Annotated in this window: 20 protein-coding genes; 6 read left to right on the top strand and 14 right to left on the bottom strand. The window is 70.5% G+C overall.

The window, feature by feature from the left end; translation table 11 throughout:
* Positions 1-119 precede the first annotated feature (119 nt).
* A complete protein-coding gene (locus tag WB794_RS08270) occupies positions 120-719 on the top strand; it encodes an acyl carrier protein phosphodiesterase (protein WP_337335381.1) in 600 nt (199 codons plus the stop codon).
* A gap of 162 nt (positions 720-881) precedes the next feature.
* On the top strand, positions 882-2,651 hold the full coding sequence (locus WB794_RS08265) for an SLC13 family permease (protein WP_337335380.1): 1,770 nt from the start codon (positions 882-884) through the stop codon (positions 2,649-2,651).
* 34 nt (positions 2,652-2,685) lie between these two features.
* On the opposite strand, the gene WB794_RS08260 is transcribed toward WB794_RS08265, so the two are convergent.
* Complete coding sequence (locus WB794_RS08260) at positions 2,686-4,731, bottom strand: M3 family metallopeptidase (protein WP_337335379.1); 2,046 nt, start codon at positions 4,729-4,731, stop codon at positions 2,686-2,688.
* 69 nt (positions 4,732-4,800) lie between these two features.
* Entirely contained in the window at positions 4,801-7,671 is a 2,871-nt protein-coding gene (locus WB794_RS08255) for an RCC1 domain-containing protein (RefSeq protein WP_337335378.1), read from the bottom strand.
* Between the two features lie 88 nt (positions 7,672-7,759).
* Here WB794_RS08255 and WB794_RS08250 point away from each other — a divergent pair, with 88 nt between their 5' ends.
* Together WB794_RS08250 and WB794_RS08245 are read left to right on the top strand one after the other, a co-directional pair.
* Entirely contained in the window at positions 7,760-9,541 is a 1,782-nt protein-coding gene (locus tag WB794_RS08250; RefSeq protein WP_337335377.1) for a patatin-like phospholipase family protein, read from the top strand.
* A 150-nt stretch (positions 9,542-9,691) separates the two neighbouring features.
* Positions 9,692-11,716 carry a serine/threonine-protein kinase gene (locus tag WB794_RS08245; RefSeq protein WP_337335376.1) on the top strand — a complete coding sequence of 675 codons (2,025 nt, stop codon included), beginning with the start codon at positions 9,692-9,694 and terminating at the stop codon, positions 11,714-11,716.
* A gap of 140 nt (positions 11,717-11,856) precedes the next feature.
* On the opposite strand, the gene WB794_RS08240 is transcribed toward WB794_RS08245, so the two are convergent.
* The 12 genes from WB794_RS08240 to lptM form a co-directional block, all read right to left on the bottom strand.
* On the bottom strand, positions 11,857-12,783 hold the full coding sequence (locus WB794_RS08240; RefSeq protein WP_337335375.1) for a hypothetical protein: 927 nt from the start codon (positions 12,781-12,783) through the stop codon (positions 11,857-11,859).
* A 163-nt stretch (positions 12,784-12,946) separates the two neighbouring features.
* On the bottom strand, positions 12,947-13,411 hold the full coding sequence (locus WB794_RS08235; RefSeq protein ID WP_337335374.1) for a DUF2269 family protein: 465 nt from the start codon (positions 13,409-13,411) through the stop codon (positions 12,947-12,949).
* Positions 13,411-14,694 carry an NAD(P)H-binding protein gene (locus WB794_RS08230; RefSeq protein WP_337335373.1) on the bottom strand — a complete coding sequence of 428 codons (1,284 nt, stop codon included), beginning with the start codon at positions 14,692-14,694 and terminating at the stop codon, positions 13,411-13,413. Before WB794_RS08230 ends, WB794_RS08235 begins: the two co-directional genes overlap by 1 nt.
* 61 nt (positions 14,695-14,755) lie before the next feature.
* The gene (locus tag WB794_RS08225; protein WP_337335372.1) at positions 14,756-17,137 is read right to left on the bottom strand and encodes a protein kinase domain-containing protein; all 2,382 of its coding nucleotides are present in this window, start codon (positions 17,135-17,137) and stop codon (positions 14,756-14,758) included.
* Positions 17,134-17,718, bottom strand: a complete 585-nt coding sequence (locus tag WB794_RS08220; protein WP_337335371.1) for a sigma-70 family RNA polymerase sigma factor — start codon at positions 17,716-17,718, stop codon at positions 17,134-17,136. The genes WB794_RS08225 and WB794_RS08220 overlap by 4 nt, the downstream gene beginning before the upstream one ends.
* A gap of 46 nt (positions 17,719-17,764) precedes the next feature.
* Positions 17,765-18,124, bottom strand: coding sequence for a gamma-butyrobetaine hydroxylase family protein (locus WB794_RS08215; RefSeq protein ID WP_337335370.1), 360 nt, complete (start codon positions 18,122-18,124; stop codon positions 17,765-17,767).
* Entirely contained in the window at positions 18,121-19,440 is a 1,320-nt protein-coding gene (gene hslU / locus WB794_RS08210; RefSeq protein WP_337335369.1) for an ATP-dependent protease ATPase subunit HslU, read from the bottom strand. The genes WB794_RS08215 and hslU overlap by 4 nt, the downstream gene beginning before the upstream one ends.
* Positions 19,441-19,536: 96 nt before the next feature.
* Complete coding sequence (hslV, locus tag WB794_RS08205; RefSeq protein ID WP_415926670.1) at positions 19,537-20,088, bottom strand: ATP-dependent protease subunit HslV; 552 nt, start codon at positions 20,086-20,088, stop codon at positions 19,537-19,539.
* Positions 20,089-20,133: 45 nt separating this feature from the next.
* Entirely contained in the window at positions 20,134-21,084 is a 951-nt protein-coding gene (locus WB794_RS08200) for a tyrosine recombinase XerC (protein WP_337335367.1), read from the bottom strand.
* 16 nt (positions 21,085-21,100) lie between these two features.
* Positions 21,101-21,778, bottom strand: coding sequence for a DUF484 family protein (locus WB794_RS08195; RefSeq protein WP_337335366.1), 678 nt, complete (start codon positions 21,776-21,778; stop codon positions 21,101-21,103).
* Positions 21,775-22,578: a diaminopimelate epimerase gene (gene dapF / locus WB794_RS08190; RefSeq protein ID WP_337335419.1), complete on the bottom strand. Its 804-nt coding sequence runs from the start codon at positions 22,576-22,578 to the stop codon at positions 21,775-21,777. The genes WB794_RS08195 and dapF overlap by 4 nt, the downstream gene beginning before the upstream one ends.
* Positions 22,579-22,610: 32 nt before the next feature.
* Positions 22,611-22,727 (bottom strand): LPS translocon maturation chaperone LptM, encoded by a 117-nt coding sequence (lptM, locus tag WB794_RS13520; protein ID WP_415926669.1) that lies wholly within the window; start codon positions 22,725-22,727, stop codon positions 22,611-22,613.
* Between the two features lie 40 nt (positions 22,728-22,767).
* On the opposite strand from lptM, the gene WB794_RS08185 reads away from it, so the two are divergent.
* Positions 22,768-23,436, top strand: a complete 669-nt coding sequence (locus WB794_RS08185; protein WP_337335365.1) for a hypothetical protein — start codon at positions 22,768-22,770, stop codon at positions 23,434-23,436.
* Between the two features lie 157 nt (positions 23,437-23,593).
* Positions 23,594-24,700: a sensor histidine kinase gene (locus WB794_RS08180; protein ID WP_337335364.1), complete on the top strand. Its 1,107-nt coding sequence runs from the start codon at positions 23,594-23,596 to the stop codon at positions 24,698-24,700.
* Positions 24,701-24,807: the final 107 nt, after the last annotated feature.

Raw genomic sequence — 24,807 nt, 5'->3', positions numbered from 1 at the left:
CGAACGCCTGGTCAGGTGAGGCCGCGGGACGCGGGAAAGGGAATGCAGGAATCACGGCGCGGCGCGCGGTGCCGCCGGCTCCCGCGATTCCCGCATTCCCGATCCCCCACGCCGCTCCGGTGAACTTCCTTGCCCACTTCCTGTTGGCCGATCAGGGCGATCTCGCCCTGGTCGGAGCCTTCCTGGGTGACTTCGTGAAAGGTCCGATCAGGGGATTCACGCCGGAAGTGGCGATCGAGATCCGCGTGCACCGGCGCATCGATGCCTGCTGCGATACGCACCCGGTCATGCAGGCCGCGCTTGCCTGCTTTGCTCCCGAACGCCGGCGCTTCGCCGGCATCGCCATGGACGTGTTCCACGACCACGTGCTTGCGCGCGACTGGCACCGGCACGCCAGCGAGCCGCTGGCGGACTTCACCGCCCGGGTCTACCGGGCGCTGGACGAGCACGCCGACCTCCTGCCCGAACCCGCACGCCGCATAGCCTCGCGCATGGCGCAGCAGGACTGGCTTGGCGCGTATGCGCACGTCGACGGCATGCCTCGCGCGCTCGCGGGCATCGGGCGGCGCCTGTCGCGCGGCGGCGAGCGGCTGGAGGCCTGCGCGATCGACCTGGCGCGCCATTACGACCGCCTGTCGGAAGGTTTCGCGCCGCTGTTCGCGGATCTGGACCAGCTTGCCAGGGACACGCGGCGGCACATTCTTGCGCCTCCCGGATAGGTAATCGGGGCGATTCGCCAGTACGATGCGCCCCGTCCGCTGCCTGTGCGCAGGGAACTTCGGGGACCACGTTGAAGAAGGCCGGCAGATGAACGGAACCCTCGTCCGCTTGCGAACCAACAGGCGTCGATCCTGCGCCACCACGCATCCGGCGGCACGCGCATGACGCTGGACATCGTGCTGGTGCTCGCAGTCACCATCGGTGCAATCACACTGTTCGCCACCGAGAAGCTGCGCATGGACGTGGTGGCGATCTTCCTGGTCGCCACGCTCACCTTGCTGGGCCTGATCACGCCGTCGCAGGCACTCAGCGGCTTCAGCAACCAGGCCACGATCACCGTGGCGGCGATGTTCGTGCTGGCGGCCGGGCTGCGCAGCAGCGGCGCACTCTCGGGCGTGGGCCGCATGCTCACCCGGGTGAAATCACCCACGGCCTTCCTGCTGCTGCTGTTCGCGGCGCTTGCCATCGTCTCTCCGTTCGTGAACAACACCGCCGTGGTCGCAGTGTTCATGCCGATCGTGCTCACCGCCAGCGCGCGCGTCGGACTGCCCGCCTCCAAGGCGCTGATTCCGCTTTCCTACATGTCGCAGATCGCGGGCGTGTGTACCCTGGTGGGCACCTCGTCGAACCTGCTGGTCGACGCCATCGCGCGCGACCTCGGGCACCCGGGATTCACCATGTTCGAGTTCACCGCGCTGGGCGCGGTGTGCTTCGCGGCCGGCGGCATCTACCTGCTCACTTTCGGGCGCTGGCTGCTGCCCGATACCCGCCAACCCGAGCTGGACGAGGAGTTCGAGCCGGGGAAATACATTACCGAACTGCGCGTCATGCCGGGTTCGGCGCTGCTCGGCACCTCGGTGGAAGAGGCGCGGCTGGCGGCGCGCTTCGATGTCTTCGTGCTCGAACTTCTGCGCGACGGCAAGAAGCTGTGGTCGCCGCGCTCGCAGACCCTTCAGACCGGCGACATCCTGCTCGCACGCGGCGACTGGGCGCGCCTGGACGCGCTCCGAAAGGAGGCCGGGCTCGCGATCGAGGCCGAGCACAAGTTCAAGGACCGGCAGCTGCGCAAGGACGCCAATCTGGTCATCTCCGAGGTCATGATCGCGCCCAATTCGCGCCTGGAAGGCCTCGACATGGAGGCGGTGGACCGGATCTGGCAGCACAACGTGACGGTGCTTGCGATCCAGCGGCGCGGACAGGTGCTGCGCGAGAAGATCAAGGACGTGGCCTTCAGCGTGGGCGACATCCTCTTGATGATCGTGCCGGAAAACGAGATGCACATGCTGCGCCGGGACAAGAACGTGATCGTCCTGTCCAAGCGCGGTGCCGCGCGCCCCAGCGGCTGGCGCGCGCCTTTCGCGCTGGCCACGATGGCGCTGGTGATCATCGTTTCCGCGCTCGGCTGGATGCCGATCGCGCTGACCTCCCTGGTCGGCGCCGCCGTCATGGTGACGGCCGGCTGCCTGGGCGGCGACGATGCCTACGAGGCCGTGGACTGGCGCATCATCATCGTGCTGGCGTGCCTGCTGCCGCTGGGCGTCGCGATGAGCCAGAGCGGCGCCGCCGAGTTCCTGGTGCGCCATCTCATCGGTCTGGTCGAACCCTATGGGCCCTGGGTCGTGCTGGCGATGCTGTATCTGGCCGTCCTGATGCTGTCCGAAGTGATGAGCCACGCCGCCGCCGCGGTGCTCCTGACACCGATCGCCATGTCGACCGCGCACCTCATGGGCGTGGACGCCACGCCGTTCCTCATCGCCGTGACCTTTGCCGCCGGCACCAGCTTCGCCACCCCGGTGGGCTACCAGACCAACACCATGGTCTACAACGCCGGCGGCTACCGCTTCGTGGACTTCATGAAGGTCGGCCTGCCGCTGAACCTGATCTTCTGGGTCATCGGGATCATCATGATCCCGAAGCTGTGGCCGTTCTGATCGAGCTTCGCCAATCCGGCACGCATCCGGCGGGTCAGGCCGGCAGCCCGTAGCTGCGCAGCAGGGCAGCGGGATCCGGTTCGCGGCCGCGGAAGGCGATGAAGCTCTCCAGCGCCGGGCGCGAGCCGCCCACGGCAAGGATCTCCCGGCGGTAGCGCGCGCCGGTATCCGCGTCGAACAGATCGCTGTCCTCGAACGCCGAGAACGCATCGGCCGCCAGCACCTCGGCCCACAGATAGCTGTAGTAGCCGGCGGCATAGCCCCCGGCGAAGATGTGGCTGAACGCGTGCGGGAAACGCGCCCAGGCCGGCGGGCGGATCACTGCGACCTCGTCGCGGACCTCCTCCAGCAACTCCATCACGCGGGCACCGCGCGCCGGGTCGTATTCCAGATGCAGACGGAAGTCGAACAGCGCGAACTCGAGCTGGCGAACCAGGAACATCCCGGCCTGGAAGTGGCGCGCGGCCAGCATCTTGTCGAGCAGCGCCTGGGGTAGCGGCTCACCGGTCTGCCAGTGGCGCGCAAACAGATCGAGCGACTCGCGGTGCCAGGCGTAGTTCTCCAGGAACTGGCTGGGCAACTCCACCGCGTCCCATTCCACACCTTCGATGCCGGCCACCGAGGGCAAGTCGACCTCGGTCAGCATGTGGTGCAGGCCATGGCCAAACTCGTGGAACAAGGTGACCACATCGTCGTGGGTGAGCAGCGAGGGCATGCCGCCCGCGGGCGGTGCGAAGTTGCACACCAGATAGGCTACCGGCAGCTGGACGCCGTCCCCGCGGCGCATGCGGCTGCGGCATACGTCCATCCAGGCACCGCCGCGCTTTCCGGCGCGTGCGTACAGGTCCAGATAGAAGCCGGCGAGCGGGCGGTCGTCGGCATCCAGGATGTCGAAGAAGCGCACCTCCGGATGCCAGACGTCCACGCCTTCGCGCCGCACGAGCCTCAGGCCGAACAGGCGCGAGGCCACCTCGAACAAGCCGGCAATCGCCGCCTCGGCGGGGAACCAGGGTTTGAGATCCTCTTCGGTGAAGGCAAAGCGGCTCTGGCGCAGCTTCTCGCTGGCATAGGCAATGTCCCAGGGTTCAAGCGCCTCGATGCCCAGCGTCTCGCGCGCGAACCGCGCCAGCGTCTCGCGCTCGCTTTCGGCCACGGGCCGCGCGCGGCGTGCAAGATCGTGCAGGAAACCCAGCACCCGCTCGGGGGTGCCGGCCATCTTGTCGGCCAGCGACACCTCGGCCGCATTGGCGAAACCCAGCAGCCGTGCGGCCTCGTGGCGCAGGGCGAGAATCTGCCCGATGCGCGCGCTGTTGTCGTGGGCTCCAGCTTGCGGACCCTGGTCGGAGGCCCGGGTCTGGTAGGCCGTCCAGACGACCTCGCGCAGCGCGCGATCATCGGCAAAGGTCAGGAGCGCGGTCACCACCGGCCCCTTGAGTGTGGCGAGGTGGCCGCTCGTCCCGGCATCGGCCGCCGCCTGCGCCAGGAGCGCGCGCGCCGACTCCGGCAGGCCCGCCAGTTCCGCATCGGAAACCGGCCGCGTCCAAGCGTCGGTGGCATCGAGCACCGCGCTGCCGAACTGGGTGGTCAGCCGCGAAAGTTCCGTCTGGATCTGCGCGAATCGCTTGCGACCCTCGCTCTCCAACGCCACGCCCGAGAGTCGGAAGCCGCGCAGACTGTCTTCCACCACGGTGCGGCTGGCCCGATCGAGCGCGTTGAAAGCCGGCGCCTCGCGCACCGCCTTCACCGCCTCGTAAAGGTCACGGTTCTGGCCCAGCCAGGTGGCGTGCTCGGTGAGCTTTTCCAGCGCCTCCTCGTAGGCTTCGCGCAGCTCGGGCGAATCCTTCACGCCGTGCAAGTGGGAGACGGGCGAGAACGCGCGGCCCAGGCGCTCTTCCTGCGCCTCCAGCGGCTGCATGAGGGCCTCGAAGTTGCGTGCACCGGCGTCCGCGACGAGCCGCTCGACCACCTGGCGATACCCGTCCAGCAGCGTGTCGACGGCCGGTGCCACGTCGGCGGCGGAAATACGGGAAAAAGGCGGCAGGTCGCCGGCGGAGAGAAGGGGATTGGCGGTGTTTTCCATCGCCACGACATGGAGCGCACGCCGCGGGTTTTCAAGCGCGGGCCGGTGTCCTCCCCCGACCCGACGCCTTCAGCGCCAGATCACCGGCGTCGGAGCCGGGAAGTAGACGGTGCCCGAGACGCCCAGCTGGCCACGTGTGTTCGCGCCCCAGCAATACGCCCGTCCCTGCGCGTCCAGCGCACAGGCATGCTGGCCGCCCGCGGCAATGGCGCGCGCGCCGGAGCCCATGCCCGATACCGGCGCCGGCTGCGCATGATTCGTCCAGGCGTCGTCACCCAGCCCGAGCCGGCCGTCCCAGCCATTTCCCCAGCACCAGGCCGACCCTCCGCTCGTCAGCGCGCAGGTGAAATCGGTCCCGGCCGAGATCTGTTCCACGGCGTCGGGAAGGCCCCGCACGGCGACCGGTTCGTCCCGCGACTGCCCCGGGATGGTGTCCCCATCGCCCAGCTGACCGTAGAAGCCGTCGCCCCAGCACCAGGCCATACCGCTCACCAGGGCGCAGGTGTGCGTCTGGCCCGCGGTGATCTGCTCCGCACCACCCGGCAGGCCCTGCACGACGGCGGGAGTCGGGCGCTGCATCCTGTCGCCGATTCCCAGCTGGCCGAACCCGTTGCCGCCCCAGCAGCGCACCTCGCCGCCCGTGATGAGGGCGCAGGCGTGGCTGCCGCCGGCTCCGATGGCACGCGCGCCCTGGGTGATCCCGGCGACGGTCACCGGGCGATTGCTTCCGGCGGATGATCCGCCGCTGCCGAGCTGCCCGGAGTCGTTGGCGCCCCAGCAGCGGATCGCGCCCACGCCGGTGATGGCGCAGCTGTGCGCCGGGCCGGCCGCCACCGCACGCACGTTCGACCCCAGACCCGAAACCTCGACCGGCGTTTCGCGGCTGACGAAGCTTCCGTCCCCGAGCTGGCCCCGATCGTTCCCTCCCCAACACCAGACGCGGCCGGACTCGCTGGCCGCGCAGGCGTGGGAATCGCCCGCCGCGACCGCACGCATCGGGCCGGGCAGTCCTTCCACGCGCTCCGGCCAGGACACCCTGGCCGATCCGGTAATCCCGGACTCGACCCAGCGGTTTCTGCCCCAGCACCACACCTCGCCCGCGGCATCCAGACCGCAGCTGTACCCGCTTCCGGCGCTGATCTGGCGAATTCCGTCGCGCAACCGGACGAAGTTCGCAGTGACCTGGCGTGCGCCCGCCATCACCAGATCGCAGCTGTCCTTCCAACCGTCGCACGCACCCGACCAGCTGACGAAGGCCGAGTCCGGCGCGTCGCTCACCGCCGCCAGGGTCAGCGGGGAACCGACGGTGCGCGAGACAACGCAGGTCGAACCGCAGTCGATTCCCTCGGGCTCGCTGATCACCAGGCCCGCACCGTCGCCGGCGATCGTGACCTCCAATGGATATTCGGCCTCGTCGATGCTCAGGGTGACCGGAAGCGAACGGGGACCACCCGAACAGGCGACGTAGAACCCGCGGTCACCCGCCGCCCATGCGTGCAGCGTGGTGCTGGTCCACTCTCCCTGCGCCAGCTCGCCGCGGGGAATGCGGAAGATGCCCACGTCGTCCGGACTGCGGCGGATATGGCAGGTGGCGTTCGCCGGCACCTCGCGCAGGACCCAGCCAAAGCGCACCGGGATGCCCGATCCGCGCACGATGTGTTTCTGCACGACGCCCGTCGCGCTGTCCAAGCGGAGCATCGCGCGCGGCCCCGGATCGGGCACCGTGCTCCAGTCCACGGCCACCGGTTCGCGCCGGCTGTTGCGGTCGCCGGCGCCGAGCTGCCCGGTTTCGCCATCGCCCCAGCAGTAGGCCGCACCCTCGGCGGACACCGCGCAGCTGTGGCGGCTGCCGTTCGCCACGCTGCGCATCGCCGGCAGGCCGGGCACCGCGAGCGGCTGCGGGCTGAATGCACCGGAGGGTCTGGCCAGCTGGCCCTGGCGGTTGCTCCCCCAGCACCAGACCTTGCCGTCGCTGAACACCGCGCAGGAATGATTGCCGCCGGCGGCAAGATCCAGGGCATCGAGCGGCAGGTCGCCGACCGGCCACCGCGGCATTTCGAGCGAGGGGGCGCCCGACTGCCCGAGCTGGCCGTCCAGGTTGTTGCCCCAGCACCGCACCGCGCCGGCGCCGTCCAGGGCGCAGCTGTGCTGTTCGCCGGTCGAGATCGCACGCACGCCGCTGGCCAGGCCGGTCACCGCGACCGGGGTGTGGCGATCGCCGGCCACCGCCAGCTGCCACTCCCCGTCGCCAAGCTGGCCGTTGCCCCCTCGACCCCAGCATTTCACCGCACCGGTTTCGGTCAGCGCGCAGACGTGGCCACCGCCCGCCGCCAGCGCGCGTACGGGCTCGGAAATACCCTGCACGGCGCCAGGCGCACGATGATCCTCGAGCGTGCCGTCACCGAGCTGGCCCCAGGGATTGCGCCCCCAGCAGACCACGCCGGATTCACCCGCCGCGCAGGTGAAGTTGCCGCCCGCGGCCACGGCGGTCACGCCCTGCTGAAGGCCGCTGACCGGCACCGCGACATCGCGGTTCACCGTGGTGCCATCGCCCAGGCGGCCGCCGGCGTTGGCGCCCCAGCAGTACACCCCGCCATCGCGAATCAGGACACAGGCATGGTCGTCACCGACGCTCAGTGCGGTGGCTGCGCCGGGCAGGCCGCGCACTGCGACCGGCGTTACGCGCAGGGTGCGGCTGCCGTCGCCGAGCTGGCCGGACGCGTTCCAGCCCCAGCACCAGACGCCGCCGCCCTCGTCCAGCGCACAGGTGTGGCGCGTGCCGGCATCGACCGTGCGCAAGAGCGGCCCGGTGTTGATGGTTGCACCCGTGGCTGGCAACGTCATCAAGAAGCACGCCAAGACAAGAATCAATCCGAATCCGATGCACGACACCTGCAGCCCATCGGCCGGTCGCGCGTCCCTGACAAGAAACTCGTCCATGGGGAAACTCCTCAAAAGCCCACCGGCGCCCGCCCCCTCGGTCACCCCTGTCTGTTTGCCGCTGCGCAAATGCGCTAGCGTTCACGGCATGCTACACCGCACTCCGCCACCGCCGCCAACCGACAGCCCGCAGGCGCGCCTGCGCTGCTTTCTTGCGGGCCTGTCGCTGTTTTCCGATCTGCCCGAGGCCACGCTCGATGAGCTGGCCGCGCGGGCCGAGAGCATCGCGCTGGCAGGCGGCATGACCCTGCTCGAACAGGGCACGGCGTCCGACGCCTTCCTGGTGCTGCGCTGGGGGCGACTGGCGGCATGGCGCACCGGCGACGACGGACAGGCCCGGCGCCTCGGACAGATCAGCCCGGGCGAGTGCGTCGGAGAGGTCGGGCTAATCCTCGACCAGCCGCGCACCGCCACCGTATTCGCGCTGCGCGACAGCGAGCTGGTGCGCTGGCCGCGCAGCGAATTCGAACAGCTCATCGCGCACCATCCCGCGGCCATGCTGCGGCTCACGCGCGAGGCGTTGAAGCGCTATGCCGCGACCGCGCATCGCCCGGCCGAGGTGCGCTGCATCGCCGTGCTTCCGGGAACGCCGGGCGTGGATGCCGTCGCGTTCGCCCGCCGCCTGGCGCGCGCCCTGCCCTGGCTGGGCAAGGTGCGAGTGGTGGAGGCCGACGAGGCGCGCAGCCGCAGCGGCGGATGGTTTTCGCGGATGGAGCAGGAGGCGCACGGACTGGTCTACGTGGGCGACGACGACCCGGCCTGGCGCGAGCGCTGCGTGCGCCAGAGCGACGCGGTGCTGATGCTGGCCGACACCGACGACAAGCCCGACCACGCGCTGCCCACCCCGCGCGCGCTGTCACCGCACCTGCCGCTGCACCTGGTGCTGCTGCGCCGCGATGTCCCTGCCGCAGGCAGCACGCATGCCTGGCTGGAGGCGTTTCCCGGTCGCGCCATGCACCACCATGTCATCGACGACAATGACCTCGCGCGCTGCGCCCGGCTGCTGGGCGGGCGCGCGACCGGGCTGGTGCTCTCCGGCGGCGGCGCGCGCGGCTTCGCCCACATCGGCGCGATCCGCGCGCTGCGCGAGCACCGCATCCAGGCCGATTACATCGGCGGATGCAGCGCCGGTGCCGTGGTCGGTGCCGGAATCGCGGCGGGCTGGGACGAGGCCCACCTGGTGCGCGCGATGCGCACCGCCTTCGTCGACCATGATCCGCTCTCGGACCGCACCCTGCCGCTGGTGGCGATGTCGAGCGGTCGCCGCGTTTCCCGCGCGCTGCGCGCCATGTACGGCGAGCACCGCATCGAGGACCTGCGCATTCCTTTCTTCTGCGTATCGACCGACCTCACCGGCGGCAAGCTGCACGTGCACGATCGCGGCTCGCTGTGGATCGCGCTGCGCGCCGGCAGCGCGCTGCCCGGTCTGGTGCCGCCGGTGTTCCACGACCATCGGGTGCTGGTGGATGGCGGCGTCATCGACAACCTGCCGGTGGACGAGATGCAACACCGGCTGAGCGGGGCCATCGTGGCGGTGGACGTGGGCGGCAGCTACCGGCTGGAAACCACGCTGGAGGAAACCGCCCTGCCGTCCTCCTGGCTGGAGTTCCTGCGCCAGTGGCGGCAGAAGAAGTACCCCGGCATCGGGCGCATCCTGTGGCGCGCCGCCATGGTGAACTCCGACGCGAACGCGGCGCGCCAGCGCAAGCTCTCCAGCCTGCTGCTGCGCCCGCCGCTGGCCGGCATCGATCTGCTGGACTGGAAGAAGTTCGACCAGGCGGTGGAACTGGGCTACCGCGACACCCTGCGCCACTTCCAGACCCACCCCGCGGCGCTCGCCGCCCACGCCGAACAGGTCGAAAAGGCTTGAACGACCGCTGAACCGGGCGCCCGCCGGCGTCAGATTTTCCCGCCATCCGCCGTACTCCCCTGCAAGAGCCGCCGCAAGCCATGGACCGCCTCGGGGCGAGTGCTAGGATGATGGACGGGCGGCGAACCGGAACAGACAGTCGAGGCGAGCATGAAGACGCACCTGGGGCATTACGAGATCGAATCGGAGATCGGCCGCGGCGGCATGGGCGTGGTGTACCGCGCCTTCGAGCCGGCGCTCAACCGCCATGTGGCGATCAAGGAGCTTTCGCCCTCGCTCGCGCACGATCCGCAGCTGGTCGAACGCTTCCTGCGCGAGGCGCGCTCGATGGCGGCCCTGTCGGACCCGCACATCATCCAGATCTACTACATCGGAACCGACGAGGCGACCTCGCAGCCGTTCTTCGCGATGGAATTCGTCGAGGGCGAGTCGCTCTCGGCCATCCTCAAGCGCGACGGCAAGATCGGCGTGGAGAACACCCTGCGCATCCTGCACCAGACCGCGCAGGGCCTGGCCACCGCGCACGACCGCGGCGTGATCCACCGCGACATCAAGCCCGGCAACCTGATGCTCAGCGACCGCGGCCAGGTCAAGATCGCCGACTTCGGCATCGCGCTGGCCACCAAGGACGTCTCGAAGAAGCTCACCACCACCGGCGAGTTCGTCGGCACGCCCGGCTACCTCTCGCCGGAAGTGTGCCTGGGCAAGCCGATCGACCAGCGCTCGGACATCTTTTCGCTCGGCATCGTGATGTTCGAGATGCTCAGCGGGCGCACCCCGTTCAGCGATGAAAGCCCGCTGGGCCTGATGCTGGAAGTGGTCAAGGCCGAGATTCCGAACATCCAGGAGCTCAATGGCGAGGTCGACGCCCAGACCGCGGCGATTCTTGTACGCATGGTCGCCAAGGAGCCCGAGCAGCGCTTCCAGAGCTGCCATGACCTGGCGGCGGCGCTCGAGGCGCATCCGCTGATGGCGCGCGGCGGCACCGTCAAGCTCGCGCGTCCGGCCCTCGTCCCCGATGCCGCGACCGTCATCGGCACGCCCGCGCCCAGGTCCACCGCGCGCAAGGTGACGCCTCCGCCGGTGGTCCGCTCGGGCGCAACGCCGGCGCAGTCCGCTCCGGCAATTCCCGTACGCGCGACCACGCCCAGCGCGCAGGCCCGGCCCTCGGTGCTGGAGCGTCCGGTGCCGCAGCGCAGCTCGGCCTGGATCCCGCTCGCGATCGCCGCCGTGCTGGTGCTGTCGGTCGCCGGCGGCGCGTTCGCCTTCCGCGGCCAGATCGTGGATTTCATGCGCGGCTTCGGCGACGGCTTCGCCGGACGCACGGAAGGCGCCTACGATGCGGGCCGCAACACCGGCAAGGCCAGCAACCCGATCGGCACCAGTCTGGCGGCCGATGCCGCGCCCACGTCATCCGATGAGGCCGCGGCGAACGCCTCCGCCGCATTGGCCGCCGAGGCTGCAGCGGTGGCGGCGGCTGACCCGAAGATGCCCGCCCAGGTCGTACTCCAGGATCAGGCCGCCACCGCCTCGACCGTGATCGAAGTGGAAGCCGTACCGGCACCCATGGCGACCGCCAGCGCTGCGCCGGCGGTCTTGGCGACGGTCCCGGCTACTGCGGCATCCGTCGCCGCGACACCTTCTCCGGGGGAAGGCGGGACAACCACCGTGCCGGCGACAGCCGCGCCCGTCGCGCCCAAGACGCAAACCGTGGCCAGCGCGGCACCGCGCCCGGTGGCACCACCCGTCCCGCAGCGCGTGGCGGTGATCGCGCTGGGCGATTCGGCCATTTCCGGCCCGGCGCGCAGCCGCATCGAAAACCGCCTTGCCGCCGCCGGCTTCGACCTGGTCGACGCCGAGGTGCTCGGCGTGGGCGGCAGCGACCTCGCCAGCGCGCTGAACGCACTGCGCCGTTCGGCCACCGTGGCCGTGGTGGTGCGCGCCGAGCCGGTCGGCTCGCAGCAGCTCAGCTACTACGGCCGGACCTCGGAGCTTTACACCGCCACCCTCACCGTGCGCGCCTACCGCACCTCGGACCGCAGCTCGATCGGCGGCGGCCTCAGCGAAAAGGTGCAGTTCACCACGCTCAACGCCGACAGCCAGGCCGAGTCCGCGCTGTCGGGCAAGCTCGGTGGCCTCATCTCGAGCCTCGCGCCCTACCGCAAGCGCGGCTGACGGTCCGCAGCAGAGATTACCCCGCCCCGCCCTGGCCTCGCCGGGCGGGGCTTTTTCGTGGGGCATCCAGAACCTGCAACCCGTCGCGCCGCGGCGCGAGGCGGGTCATCGCAAGCGCGCCCTCGAGCCGCCCGCGGTCCTCAGGGAAAACTCTCGCAGCCGCGTGCGATTTCACCCGCCTGCGATTCACCGCCTTCGGCCGGCGCCATCCCGTTCGACGCCTGCGCCCGCCAGCGCGCGGCCTCGCGATCGGCCCACCGCTCCGCCTCCGCCCGCTCGTCAGCTCCCATGGACGCAAGGCTGCGGGCAAGCACGCCGCCCACCGCCGGGCCCACCTCGTCCTCCCCGAATACGCGGGTCATCAGCAGCGCGTAGCGCGCGAACCGCCTGCGGTCGGGCATGGACAGGCGGGGCGTCTCCTCGCCGCCGGGAATCCACGCCGGGCTGTGAAGCATGATCATGCCTTCCAGCGCCAGCGGGTTGGCCTGCCGGACGCCCTCTTCGAGAGCGGCGCGCCCGTGGTCCGACAGGAACTGCGGGTAGATGAATCCGGTGCTGCCGCCAAGGCCGCCCGGCGAACCAAAATGTCGCGGCATCCTGGCGATGCTGCCGTCCTGTCGCGACATCACGAGCAGCACCTTCTGCGCCGAGCTCATGCGGCTGAAGGCGCGTTCGGCGAAGGCGTCCGCGTCGGGAAAGCGCGCCGGGTCGGCGCCTTCACACCACGACGCCAGGGCGCGGGTTTGCTCCAGCGCGTTGGCGATCGACAGCACGGCCATGTCTTCGCTGATCCGGGGCGCCTCCCCACGCTCCAGATGCGCCTGCATCTGTTCGGCGCGGCGCAGGCGCTGTTCGACCATCCGGCAGCGCCGCGTCCCGACGAACAGGCGGCACGCCGCGTCCGGATCACCTGCCTGCGCGAGCCGCTCCAGCGCATCCATCTGTTCGACCAGCGGCAGCGCGGCTTCCGGCATGGGTAGCGGCGGGCGCACCGCAGTCGGATCAACGGAGCGATCGATGCTCACCCCTGCCAACGGTATGTCCTGTCCAGGCGCGGGTTCGTCCATTGGCCGCCCTCCTGGCGGACACCGGATTCTGCACCGTCTTGGCGCCCCTTCCCTCCCTCAGAACCGTCGAACACGCTGAAAAGAAGGCCGGCCAACGCAAGCGCGCCAGCGAGCAATGCGGCCTGCCGCCGGAACTTGATGGCGTTACGCGTACGCATTCCAGTCACCCCGGCTTGGCCACCATCAGCCAGAACACCGCCACCAGGCCCGCGAACGCCGGCCAGCCCAGCGCGAACCACAGACGCATCAGGCGATGGTAGGACGGCGGAAGCGGCGCGCCGGCGGCGTCCGCGGCCTCGGCCAGGGCGCGCAGCCGATACTGGATCCAGACCACCGGCAGCCAGCACGCGCCGGCCAGCGCGTAGAGCCCGAGCGAGAGCCGGATCCACGATGCGCCCCAGGAAAGCCCCATCAGGTGCAGGAGCCAGAAGCCGGTCAGCGGCTGGACGATGATGGCCGGAGTGGTGAACAGCCAGTCGGCCAGCACCACGTGGCGCGCCGTGACCGCGATCGCCGCCACCTCGCCGCGCCGGTACGCCATCCACTGGAAGAAGGCCGTGCCCAGCCCGGTGCCGAACAGCACCGTGGAGGAGAGGATGTGCAACGTCTTGACGAGCAGGAACTCCACTACTGCCGCTCCGCCCCCGCCGCGGCGATCGCGATGGCGACCAGGACCACGATGTTCTTCAGAAGCCCCCCGAACGGGTCCAGCCAGACGCCCGGCAGCAGCGCGCCGATGCAGACGGTGTAGCCGACCACGAGCGCGGCCATCGCGACCAGCGGGCGGCGCGGGCGGCGCGCGAGAAGGAGCCACAGACCCAGCGCGACGTCGGCAAGGCTTCCGCCCAGCGCGAGCGGACCGGCCCAGGATTGCGGCAGCCCGCCGGCTTCGAACAGCGACTCCACCGCCGCCACGGGCGTCATCAGGCCGACCGCGCCCGAGGCGAGAAAGGTGAGCGCCAGCGCCGCGTGCAGGAGCGGCCGCAGGAACACGGTTCGCGCCTGCCAGCGGTCCGCGCTGCTGGCCGCGCCGCGCGCAAGCGCCACTTCCAGTGGCGCGGGGTTCCACCCCAGCACCGCCCGGCTATGCGACAGCGACGCATCCGAAACCACGCTGCCGCGCTCCAGCATGCGCCACATCGTCATGCCCAGCGGCCCGCGCCCGAACGCTTCGCCCAGCCGCGCGCCGAGCCGCGCCAGCGCGCGCGGAACCGCAATGAATCGCGCCTCGCCCATTCCCAGCCAGCGCCGCCACAGGCCGAGGTAGCGGCGCAGCGTGATCGCCTCCGGGCCGCCCAGCTCCAGGCGCTGGCCGGCCGCCTCGGGACGCTCCAGCGCGGCGAGCACCGCGGCTGCCAGATCCTCGGCATCCAGCGGCTGCAGCCGCGCCTCGCCGCGCCCGGGAAGCGGGATCAGCGGCAGCGCCGCGAGCCCGCGCAGCAGCGTGGTGCCGCCGTAGGAACCGCGCGTGGAATAGACCACCGAGGGGCGCAGCACCACCGCGTCGATGCCGCTGCGCAGGATGGCTTCGTCGCCCCGGTGCTTGGAGGCGACAAACTCGGCGTCGCGCGGATCGCCCAGCGCGGATACCTGCACCAGGCGGCGTACGCCGGCGTCCCGGCAGGCCTGCGCCAGCGCCAGCGGCACCGTCGCGTGGACCCGCTCGAAGTCGCCCGCGCGCGCTTCCCGCAGGATGCCGGCGCAGTTGACCACCGCGTCGATCCCGGCCAGCCGCGGGCGCCACGCCGCGGCATCGACGTCGCGCGTGAAGTCGCAGGCCACCGAGTCCATGCCGGGCATGGCGGCGCGCGAACCGCGCACCGCGGCCACCGGCACGTGTCCGGCGCGCAGCAGCGCCGCCACGACGTGCATGCCGATGAAGCCATAGGCGCCGGTGATCAGCACCCGCACCGACGCGCTCCGGGAAACTCCGCCGAATGGCGCGGCGCGGGGCGCGGACCGGGCCTCCGGCTCACTCCCGCGCCTCCCGGTCGCGCAGCGCGGACTCCAGCCTGTCGAGGGTCGTCTTGGCGCGCGGCGAGACTTCCGGCATCTCGTCCAGGGCCCGCCTGGCGCGCGCCAGCGCGGCGCGCGCCGGCGCGGGCTCGCCGCGCGCGAGATGCGCCTGGGCCAGGGCGGCCTGGGCGAGCACCTTGATGTCGCTGCGGGTGTCCTCCAGCCGTTCGGCCATCGCCACGGCTTCTTCCGCCGCGGCCAGCGCCTTGTCCAGGTTGCCCGCTCCCAGCGCCATGCCCACCAGGTTGGTCAACCCGAAGGCGACCATCGGGTGATCGCCGCGATAGGTGCGCCGGCGCAGCTCGACCGACTCGCGCGCCAGCTCCAGCGCCTCCTCGCGCCGCCCCATGTCGGACAGCAGCAGCGCGCGGTTGTTGAGCTGGATGGCCATTTCCCGGGTGGCCTCGGGATACTCCGTCCGCAGGATGTCGTAGGCGCGCCGGTACAGCGCATCGGCCTCCTCGCGCCGATCCAGTCCGTGCAGGATCTGCGCCTGGTTGGTCAGCAGGCTGCTGTATTCATCCCGGGGAATCTCCACGCCGCCCTGCTCGATCGCGGCCAGCGCGGCGGCCACGTGCGGCTCGGCCTGCGCGTATTCCTCCCGCTCCATGTAGAGGTACCCGAGATTGTTGCTCGCCCGCACGAAAAACGGGGTGTCGCGCTGGCCGCTGCGGCGAACGCCGGCCAGCACCTCTTCCAGCAGCGTCGCGGCCTCGCTGTAGCGGCCCTGATCCACCCGCAGCAGCGCGAGGCTGTCGGAGATCTGCCAGGCCAGCAGGCTGGACGGGCCGAAGGCGATCTTCGCCTCGGCAAGCGCCGCCTCCAGCTGCCTGCCGGCGGCTTCGAGCCGGTTGAGGTTGAGCAGGTTGTTGCCCAGCGCGTGGCGCAGGCCGGCGGCGATCTCCGGTCGCTGCGCGAAGCGCGCATCGATCCTCGCGCCCGCGGCTTCCAGCACGTCGCCCAGGCCCACCTCGCTGCCGGCGTGATCGACGCTCGACTCGGTCAGGACTTCCATCAGGAAGGCGTTGATCTCCTGCGCGTCGGCCGCGGCCAGCCGCGCGCGGTGCGCCTGCACCAGGGCCGTGGCGCCGGCGCCCAGGATCAGCAGCAGCGCGACCGCCGCCGTCGCGGTGGCGGCGCGATGGCGCCCCACGAACTTGCGCATCCGGTAGCCGAGCGAATCGGGCTGCGCCAGCACCGGCTGGCCCGCCAGATAGCGGCGAAGGTCGTCCGCCAGCTCCTGCGCCGAGCCGTAGCGCCGCCCGGGTTCCTTGTGCAGCGCCTTGGCGACGATGCGCTCCAGATCCGGCGCGATCTGGCGCGGCATCTCGAGATACCCGGGCGACGCGTCATCATCACGCAGCGCGCGCGAGACGCTGGGCGGCTCGGTGGTGCAGATCGCACGCTCCAGTTCCGCCGGCGTGAGCGAATCGGTCTGGTAGGGGCGCTTTCCGGCCAGCATCTGGTAGAGCATCACGCCGAGCGAATAGACGTCCGAACGGGTGGTGAGCGGGCGTCGGCGCAGCTGCTCGGGGCTGGCGTAGGCCGGCGTCATCGCGCCCAGCAGGGTGGCCTGGGTTTCATCTTCCGGCGCGCCCTGGGCGCGCACCGGATCGAGCAGCTTGGCGATGCCGAAATCCAGCAGGTGCGGCGTGCCGCCGGCGTCGACCAGCACGTTGCCCGGCTTGAGATCGCGATGCACGATCAGGTGGCGGTGCGCCTCCTGCACCGCCTCGCAGACCTGGCAGAAGAGGCGGATGCGGTCGGCCAGCTCCAGCCGCTGCTCGCGGCAATGGCGCATCAGGTCGACGCCGTCGATGTAGTCCATCACCAGGTACGGCAGGCCGGCGTCGGTCTGGCCGCCGTCGATGATGCGCACGATGTTGGGATGCTGGAGCTGGGCGAGGATGGCGCGCTCCTCCTCGAAGTGCGCCAGCACGCCGCGCTGCCAGTCCGCATCGACGAACGGATGGATCGGCTGCACCAGCTTGATCGCCACGCGCTGCTCGAACAGCCCGTCGTCACGCGAGGCCAGGAACACCGCGCCCATGCCGCCGGCGCCGATCGGACGCTCGATGCGGTAGACCCCGATGCGCTCGTCCGGCTGCGGCAGGCCCGGGTGTACGCGCGCCGAGGGGCTGGGCGCGGTATCGAAAAGATCCGCCGCGCGCGCCTGCACCGACAGCAGGGAACGCACCCGCCGCGCCAGCGCCGGCGGCAGCGAAAGCGCGGCGAGCGCGGCCTCCTGTTCGCGCTCCGGAAGGTCGAGGAGCTGATCGAGCACCTCGAGCGCGCGACGCTCGTCGCCGTCCTCGCCCAGCACCTGCGTGACCGTCACGGCCCGCTCTCCCCGCCGCCGGCGCCGGAACGCTCCGCACCGAGCGCATCGAACAGCCAGACGCGCGCCGCCTGCCAGTGCCGCTTCACCGTGGCCGGGGAGATCTCCATGACCTCGGCGGTTTCCTCGATCGACAATCCGCCGTAGAAGCGCAGCTCCACCACGCGCGCCTTGTCCGGCGCCAGCGCCTCCAGCCGCTGCAGCGCCTGCTCCAGCGCCAGCGCGTCCAGCGCGCCCTCCTGCGCCGGAAGGTTGGTGAACAGCGTCACGCGCTGGCCGCCGTCGCGCTTTTCCGCCTGGTGCCTGCGCGCGTGGTCGATCAGGATCTCGCGCATCAGCCGCGCGGCCACGCCGATGAAGTGCGCGCGATCGCGCCAGTCGATGCGCTCGAGCGCTGCCAGACGCTGGTAGGCCTCGCTCACCAGGGCGGTCGGCTGCAGAGTGTGGTCGGCGCGCTCGCGGCCGAACTGGCGCGCGGCCAAGCCGCGCAGCTCGCCGTAAAGCAGGGCCACGAGGCGATCGCGGGCCTCCAGGCTGCCGGCCCGCCAGTCGTGCAGAAGTTGGGTTGCCTCGCCGGCCATGACGGGCAATCTACCGCAGCGACGCGAAAACGTCAGGCGCGCGGCATCAGCGGTCGCGTGAAAGGCCCGCCGCCTCCAGCTCGCGCAGATACGCGGCCCAGTTGGCCTCCCGGTCGCGGCCCAGCTCGCGCAGCGTTTCCCAGCTGTAGATGCCGCTGGCGTGGCCGTCGGAAAAGCGCAGCAGCACGGCGTAGTTGCCGATCGGCTCGATCCCGACGATGCCGACCTGGCGACGCCCGCCGAGCAGCACTTTCTGCCCCGGCCCGTGGCCCTGCAGTTCGGCCGAGGGCGAATGCACGCGCAGGTACTCGGCCGGCAGGTCGAAGCGCGTGCCGTCATCGAACGCGACCTCCAGCGTGCGGGCGGCACGGTGCAGCACGAGGTCGGTGGGGCGAGGCGTGCTCACAGGATGTAGCGGCTCAGGTCCTGATCCTGCACCAGCCCGCCGAGGGTGCGATCCACGTAGGCGGCGTCGATCGTGACCGATTCGCCGTCGCGGTCCGGCGCTTCATACGAAAGCGTGTCGAGCAGCCGCTCCAGCACCGTGTGCAGGCGGCGCGCGCCGATGTTTTCGGTGGTCTCGTTGACGGTGAAGGCGATGTCGGCGAGGCGGTCGACGGCATCGGCGGTGAACTCGATCCTCAGCCCCTCGGTGCCCAGCAGCGCCTGGTACTGGCGGGTGAGCGCGCTGTGCGGCTCGGTCAGGATGCGGCGGAAATCGTCACGCGACAGCGAGCTCAGCTCGACCCGGATCGGGAAGCGGCCCTGCAGCTCGGGGATGAGGTCCGAGGGCTTGGCCACATGGAAGGCACCCGAGGCGATGAAGAGGATGTGGTCGGTCTTGACCGCGCCGTACTTGGTGCTGACGGTGGAGCCCTCCACCAGCGGCAGGAGGTCGCGCTGCACGCCCTCGCGCGAGACGTCAGCGCCGTAGCCTTCCGAACGCTTGGCGACCTTGTCGATCTCATCGATGAAGACGATGCCGTTCTGCTCGGCGGCTTCGATCGCCTGCTCGCGGATCTCGTCCTCGTTGACCAGGCGCGCGGCCTCTTCCTCGATCAGCAACGGGCGCGCGGCGGAAATCTTCAGGCTGCGCTTCTGGGTCTTGACGCCAGAAAGCTGGGAGAACATCTGACGCAGCTGCTGGCCCATCTCCTCCATGCCCGGCGGAGCCATGATGTCCACGCCCACGTTGACGGCCGTCTCCAGCTCGATCTCGCGTTCGTCGAGCTTGCCCTCGCGCAGCTGCTTGCGGAACTTCTGCCGGGTATCGCCCTGCGCGGACTCGTCCTGCGGCCAGCCGGCCGAATCGCTGCGGCGCGGCAGGAGCGCATCCAGGATACGCTCCTCGGCGCGGTCTTCGGCCTGATTGCGCACCCGCGTCTTGGCCTGCTCGCGCTGCATCTTGACCGCGGTATCGACCAGGTCGCGCACGATCTGCTCGACGTCCTTTCCGACGTAGCCTACCTCGGTGAAGCGCGTGGCCTCCACCTTCACGAACGGCGCGTTCGCCAGCGTCGCAAGTCGGCGCGCAATCTCGGTCTTGCCGACACCCGTGGGGCCGATCATCAGGATGTTCTTGGGCGTCACTTCGCGGCGCAGATCCGGATCGAGCTGCATCCGCCGCCAGCGGTTGCGCAGCGCGATGGCCACCGCGCGCTTGGCGGCGTTCTGGCCGACGATCCAGCGGTCCAGCTCATTGACGATTTCGCGTGGGGTCATGGTGTTTGCGAGGATTGAGGATTGGGGATCGGGGATTTGGAAGAGCGGGGGTCGGTCGGAACGGGGTTTAGCCAATCCCGAATCCCGAATCCCCAATCACAGCTCCTCGATCGTCCGATTGTGGTTGGTGTAGATGCAGATGTCGCCGGCGATCTTGAGCGCCTGCTCGACGATCTGGCGCGGGTCCAGGTCGGTGTTTTCGATCAGGGCGCGGGCAGCGGCCTGGGCGAAGGGGCCACCCGAGCCGATGGCGATCAGGCCATCTTCGGGTTCGAGCACGTCGCCGTTGCCGGAAATCAGCAGCGAGGCCTCCTTGTCGACCACCGCGAGCATGGCTTCGAGCCGGCCCAGGCGGCGATCCGTGCGCCAGTCCTTGGCCATTTCCACCGCCGCGCGCACCAGCTGGCCGCCGTGCTTTTCCAACTTGGCTTCGAACAGCTCGAACAGAGTGAAGGCATCGGCCGTGGCACCGGCAAAGCCCGCCAGCACCTTGCCGTTCGCCAGCCGGCGCACCTTGCGCGCGTTGGCCTTGACCACGGTGTTGCCGAGCGTGACCTGCCCATCGCCGCCGATCACGACGCGATCACCGCGGCGCACCGAAACGATGGTGGTGGCGTGGAAGGTATCGGTCTGGCTCACGGTCGGTATTCCCGAGGATCGAAGGCTCTGGATATGCGGCCTGCGCGGCGCAAATCAACCGTCCTCGCTGCGGCTGCGGCGACGCGCCCGCGGATGCGCGTCGTCGTACACCCGCGCCAGGTGCTGGAAATCCAGGTGGGTGTAGATCTGGGTGGTGGCGATGTCGGCGTGGCCGAGGAGTTCCTGCACCGCGCGCAGGTCGCCGGAGGATTCCAGCACGTGGCTGGCGCAGGAATGGCGGAACAGGTGCGGATACACGCGCTTGTCGATGCCCTGGCGCTGCGCGACGGCCTTGATGCGCCGGCCCACGAGGGCTTCGCCGATCGCCCCGCCGCGCGCGCCCTTGAACACCGGCTGCGCCGGCGTGGCGGCACCGAGCGCGCGCAGCGCCGAAAGCGCCTCGCGCGCCTTGCTGCCGACCGGTACATCGCGGCTGCGGCCGCCTTTGCCGCGCACCCGCACCAGGCCCTCTTCCAGTTGAAGATCTCCCCAGCGCAGGCCGCACAGCTCGGCGCGGCGCAGGCCGGAGGAATAGAGCAGTTCCAGCATGGCGCGATCGCGCACGTCCTCGGGCGTCAGGGTGGGGAAATCGAGCAGCCGGCTCATTTCGTCGGCATCGAGCACCTGCGGCAGCTTGCGCGGCGCGCGCGGCGCGCGCAGGTCGGCCGCGGGGCTCGCCGCAAGTCCGCCTTCGCGCAGGAGGTGGCCGAAGAAGCCGCGGCACGAGGACAGGAGCCGCTGCACGCTGGTGGCGGAAAGGCCGCGGCGGTGCTCGGCGGCGATGAAGCCGCGCATCTGTTCGGGATCCAGCGCGCGCCACTGCGCAAGGCCGCGCCGGCGCGCGAATCCGACCAGGCGCGCGAGGTCGCGGCGGTAGCCGGCGAGGGTGTGCGGCGAATAGCCGCGCTCCACCCGCAGGCCATCCAGATACGTCAGCACGGGGGCGGCGAGCGCGTCCGCCACGGCGAACGTGTCGTCCGGATCGCGCTCGCCTGCCGTGGCCATCGCCAGCCTCCGCCGCTCAGGCGTCGTAGCGCGACAGCGCCGCCGCCAGGGCTTCGGCCATCAGGCGCAGGAACAGCGTGCCCATGCCCGGATAGAAGCGGTTGGCATCGCTGCTTCCGACCGCGAGCAGGCCGTGCCGGCCCAGCGGAAGCAGGGCGGTCGACTGCACCTTGCCGGCGTCATCGCCGAACAGCACGCCCATCTTCGGCGGCTGCAGACGTCCGCACAGCGGCTCCTCGCCGGCCAGGAAATCGGCAAACGGCGCGAGCGCCGCATCTCCGGGTGCCAGCACGCGCCACCAGGGGCTTTCCGGAACGCCATCGCGCGAACCCACGAGCACCACCCGTACCCACTCGCTGCTGAAATCCTCGCGCAGCGTGGCCACCAGCGTGGCCAGCGTCTCGGGCAGGCTGCGCGCGCGCAGCAGCGCCAGGGTGAGCTGGTGGGTGCGCACCGTCAGGCGCTCGTTCTCGTTGGCGATGCCGTAGAGCTCGAGCAGACGCCGGTTGAGCTCGCGGTTCTTCTCGCGCAGTGCGTCCAGCTGATAGCTCGCCAGCGAGGTGGTGCGCCCGTCCTCGCGCGGCACGTCCATCGCCAGGGCGACATCCGGGTACTGCGAGAAGAAGGCGGGATGCTCGCGCAGCCAGGCGGCCACGTCGCCGGCGGCGAGCTCGCGTCGTGCGGAATCACTCATGTCAGGAACTCTCCCTCGAAGACAAACTCGGCCGGCCCGGCCAGGTGGATGGCGTACCCCGGGCCGGGCCACCGGACGTGCAGCACGCCGCCGGGCAGGTGCACCGCGACGCGCTCGCCCACGCGGCCGCGTCGCGCCAGCACCGCCACCGCGGCGCAGGCTCCCGAACCGCAGGCCAGCGTTTCACCCACGCCGCGCTCGTACACGCGCAGGTGGATGGTGTCGACATCGAGCACCTGGGCGAAGCCCACGTTGCAACTGTCGGAAAAGGCCGGATCGTCCTGCAACACGCGCCCGATGCGCTCGACCGGCGCGACGGCGACCTCGGGCACTTCGATCACGACGTGCGGGTTGCCCATCGAGACCGCGCCGACTTCGACCGCTTCATCGCCGAATCTGAAGACGTAGCGATCCGCTTCCGGCCGGGAAAGGCCGACGGCGGCTGGCGCGAAATCGGGAATCCCCATGTCGATGCCGATGCCTTCGCCTTCGATCCGCGCCGCGACGCGCCCGCCCGGGCCATCGAGCGAAAATCCGTCGGCGCGGGCCGCCTCCTCGCGCAGCAGCCACGCCGCCACGCAGCGCGCGCCGTTGCCGCACTGGCCGGCACGGCTGCCGTCCGCGTTGAAGATGGCGTAGCCCGCCACGGCACCGGGATCGCGCGGCGGATCGATGGTGATGAGCTGGTCGAAACCGATCCCGCGATGCCGATCGGCGAGGCGCGCCACGCGCGCCGGCGGCAGATCCACCGGGCCGGCGCGCCGGTCGACGATGGCGAAGTCGTTGCCGGCACCATGCATCTTGGAAAAACGCAGTGGCACAGGCCGCGGGATCACGACGAAAGCGACGTGGCCGATCCGGTCGGTCGCACGAGGTCGCCCTTGTTGCCACAGGCGCACGCGGCGAGGACCAGGAGGCACAGCAGGAGGATGCGCGGGATGATTTTCATGGTGCCAGTATAATCGCGTCATTCCACACCCGGGCCTGCCATGTCGCCGTCCCTGTTCGTCCTGATCCCGGCACTCGCCTGCGCGATCTTCGCGCTGATCTTCATTGCCGGCGCGTGGCGGCGCAGGCACCGGCGCGCGGCGCTGGGTGCGGGCGTGCGGGTGCTGCTGGCATTGGGCTTTGGCCTGGCCGCGCTGGGGCTCATCGGCCTGGGCCTTTCGATCCGGCACTATCTGGCGCTGGAGGGCGAAGTGACGGTGGCCGAGCTTGCGTTCAGCGAAATCGCGCCGCAGCGCTTCCAGGCGCGCATCACCACGGCCGATGGCCGCGAGCAGCGCGTCGAGCTGGCCGGCGACGAATGGCAGCTCGACGCCAGGGTGCTCTCCTGGAAACTGCCGGCGGTGCTCGCCGGCGCGCCGCCGCTGTACCGCGTGGAGCGGGTTTCAGGGCGCTATCGCGATATCACGCAAGAGCGCGAGGCCCAGCGCAGCGTTCATGCGCTCGATGCCGGTACCCTGCCCGACCTCTGGGCGCTCAAGGGACAGTTCCCGCGCTGGCTGCCCTTCGTCGATGCCCACCATGGCAGCGCGGCCTACCTGCCGATGCGCGACGGCGCGCGCTTCACCGTCACCCTGGGCGGGCGCGGCGGCCTGGTGGCGAGGCCATCGGACGACGCCACACGCCGCCTGATCCAGGATTCCGGCTGGTGATCCACAACCACCCCGGGCACCGTTTCCCCGACGGCAACACCCATCGCGCTATGCTGCGGCCTTTCCTCCCGATCATCGCCATGCCGCTCCGATCTGCCCTGCGCCCTCCGACACGGGCCCGCCTCGTGCCCGGCCCGGATTCGAACCGGTAGCCCGCGTGCCCTCTGCGCCTGCGCCCACGCGGCACCGCCGCCGTTTCACCCCGACCCAGCTCTGGGGCGGGCTGTTGGCGATGGCCACGGCGATCAGCCTGCTGCTTTTCCTGGACCGCTACCTGGGCCGCCTGGCGAACGATCGCGCCGGCGAGTGGCTGCGCGTCCTGATCGAGGAGTCCACCGGCACGTTCACTGCGGCGCTGCTGGTGCCGGTGATGGTGTGGGCGGTGCGGCGCTGGCCGCCGTTCGGCGCGCGCTGGAAAACCCATCTGCCGCTGCAACTGCTGATCGCCATGGCGGTCGGATTCGTCCACACCACGACAACCTACCTGCTGCGCGACCTGCTCATCGCCAGTCCGGGGGTTCTCGGTGCAGGCAACTATGCGCTGTCGCCCAACCGCTACCTGCTGGCGCTGCCGACCGGGCTGATCGTGTACGCGGTGGTCGCCGCACTGACCACGGTGATCGACCGCTACCGCGGCGCGCGCAACCGCGAGCTGGAGGCCGTCGAACTGCGCGCCGAGCTCACCCAGGCCCAGCTGCTGGCGCTGCAGCGTCAGCTCGAACCGAACTTCATGTTCAACACCCTGCGCACGATCACGCAGCTGGTGTACGCCAATCCCAAGGCGGCCGAGGAAATGATCGCGCGCATGACCGCGCTGCTGAAGCACTCCCTCGCCAGCGACGCCTCGCACGAAACCACGCTGGCCAACGAACTGCGCGTGCTCGATCTCTACCTCGACATCATGCGGCTGCGCTACGCCGAGCGCCTGTTCGTGCAGGTGGACGCCCCGCCCGAACTGGCGCGCGCCATTCTGCCGCGATTCCTGCTGCAGCCGCTGGTGGAAAACGCCCTGCGCCACGGCGACGACCCCGCCATGACCCTGGTCGCCGTGCGGGTGATCGTGCGATCCGAAGGCGACAGCCTGATCATCCGGGTGCGCGACCACAGCCGCTGCGACGACCAGTCCCCGCAAAGCGTCGGCGTGGTCAACGCAGCCGCGCGCATCGCACAGCTCTACGGACCCGGCTACGGGCTTTCCAGCGAGCGCACCGACGAAGGCATCGAAGTGACGGTGCGCCTGCCGCTGCGTATGGACGCGGCGTGATCGCACGCCCGCAAGGCCGCCACGGGCATCCCGAAGTTTCCTGAAACCTCCGTCCACCGCCGGCGCGTGTCCGGTTTCCGCACCCGGCTCCGTAACAGACACCAAGC

This window comes from Denitratimonas tolerans (genome assembly GCF_037203605.1).
GTDB lineage: Bacteria > Pseudomonadota > Gammaproteobacteria > Xanthomonadales > Xanthomonadaceae > Denitratimonas > Denitratimonas tolerans.
The sequence above is the reverse complement of the archived record's forward strand: the minus strand, read 5'-3'. Positions and strand labels throughout refer to the sequence as shown.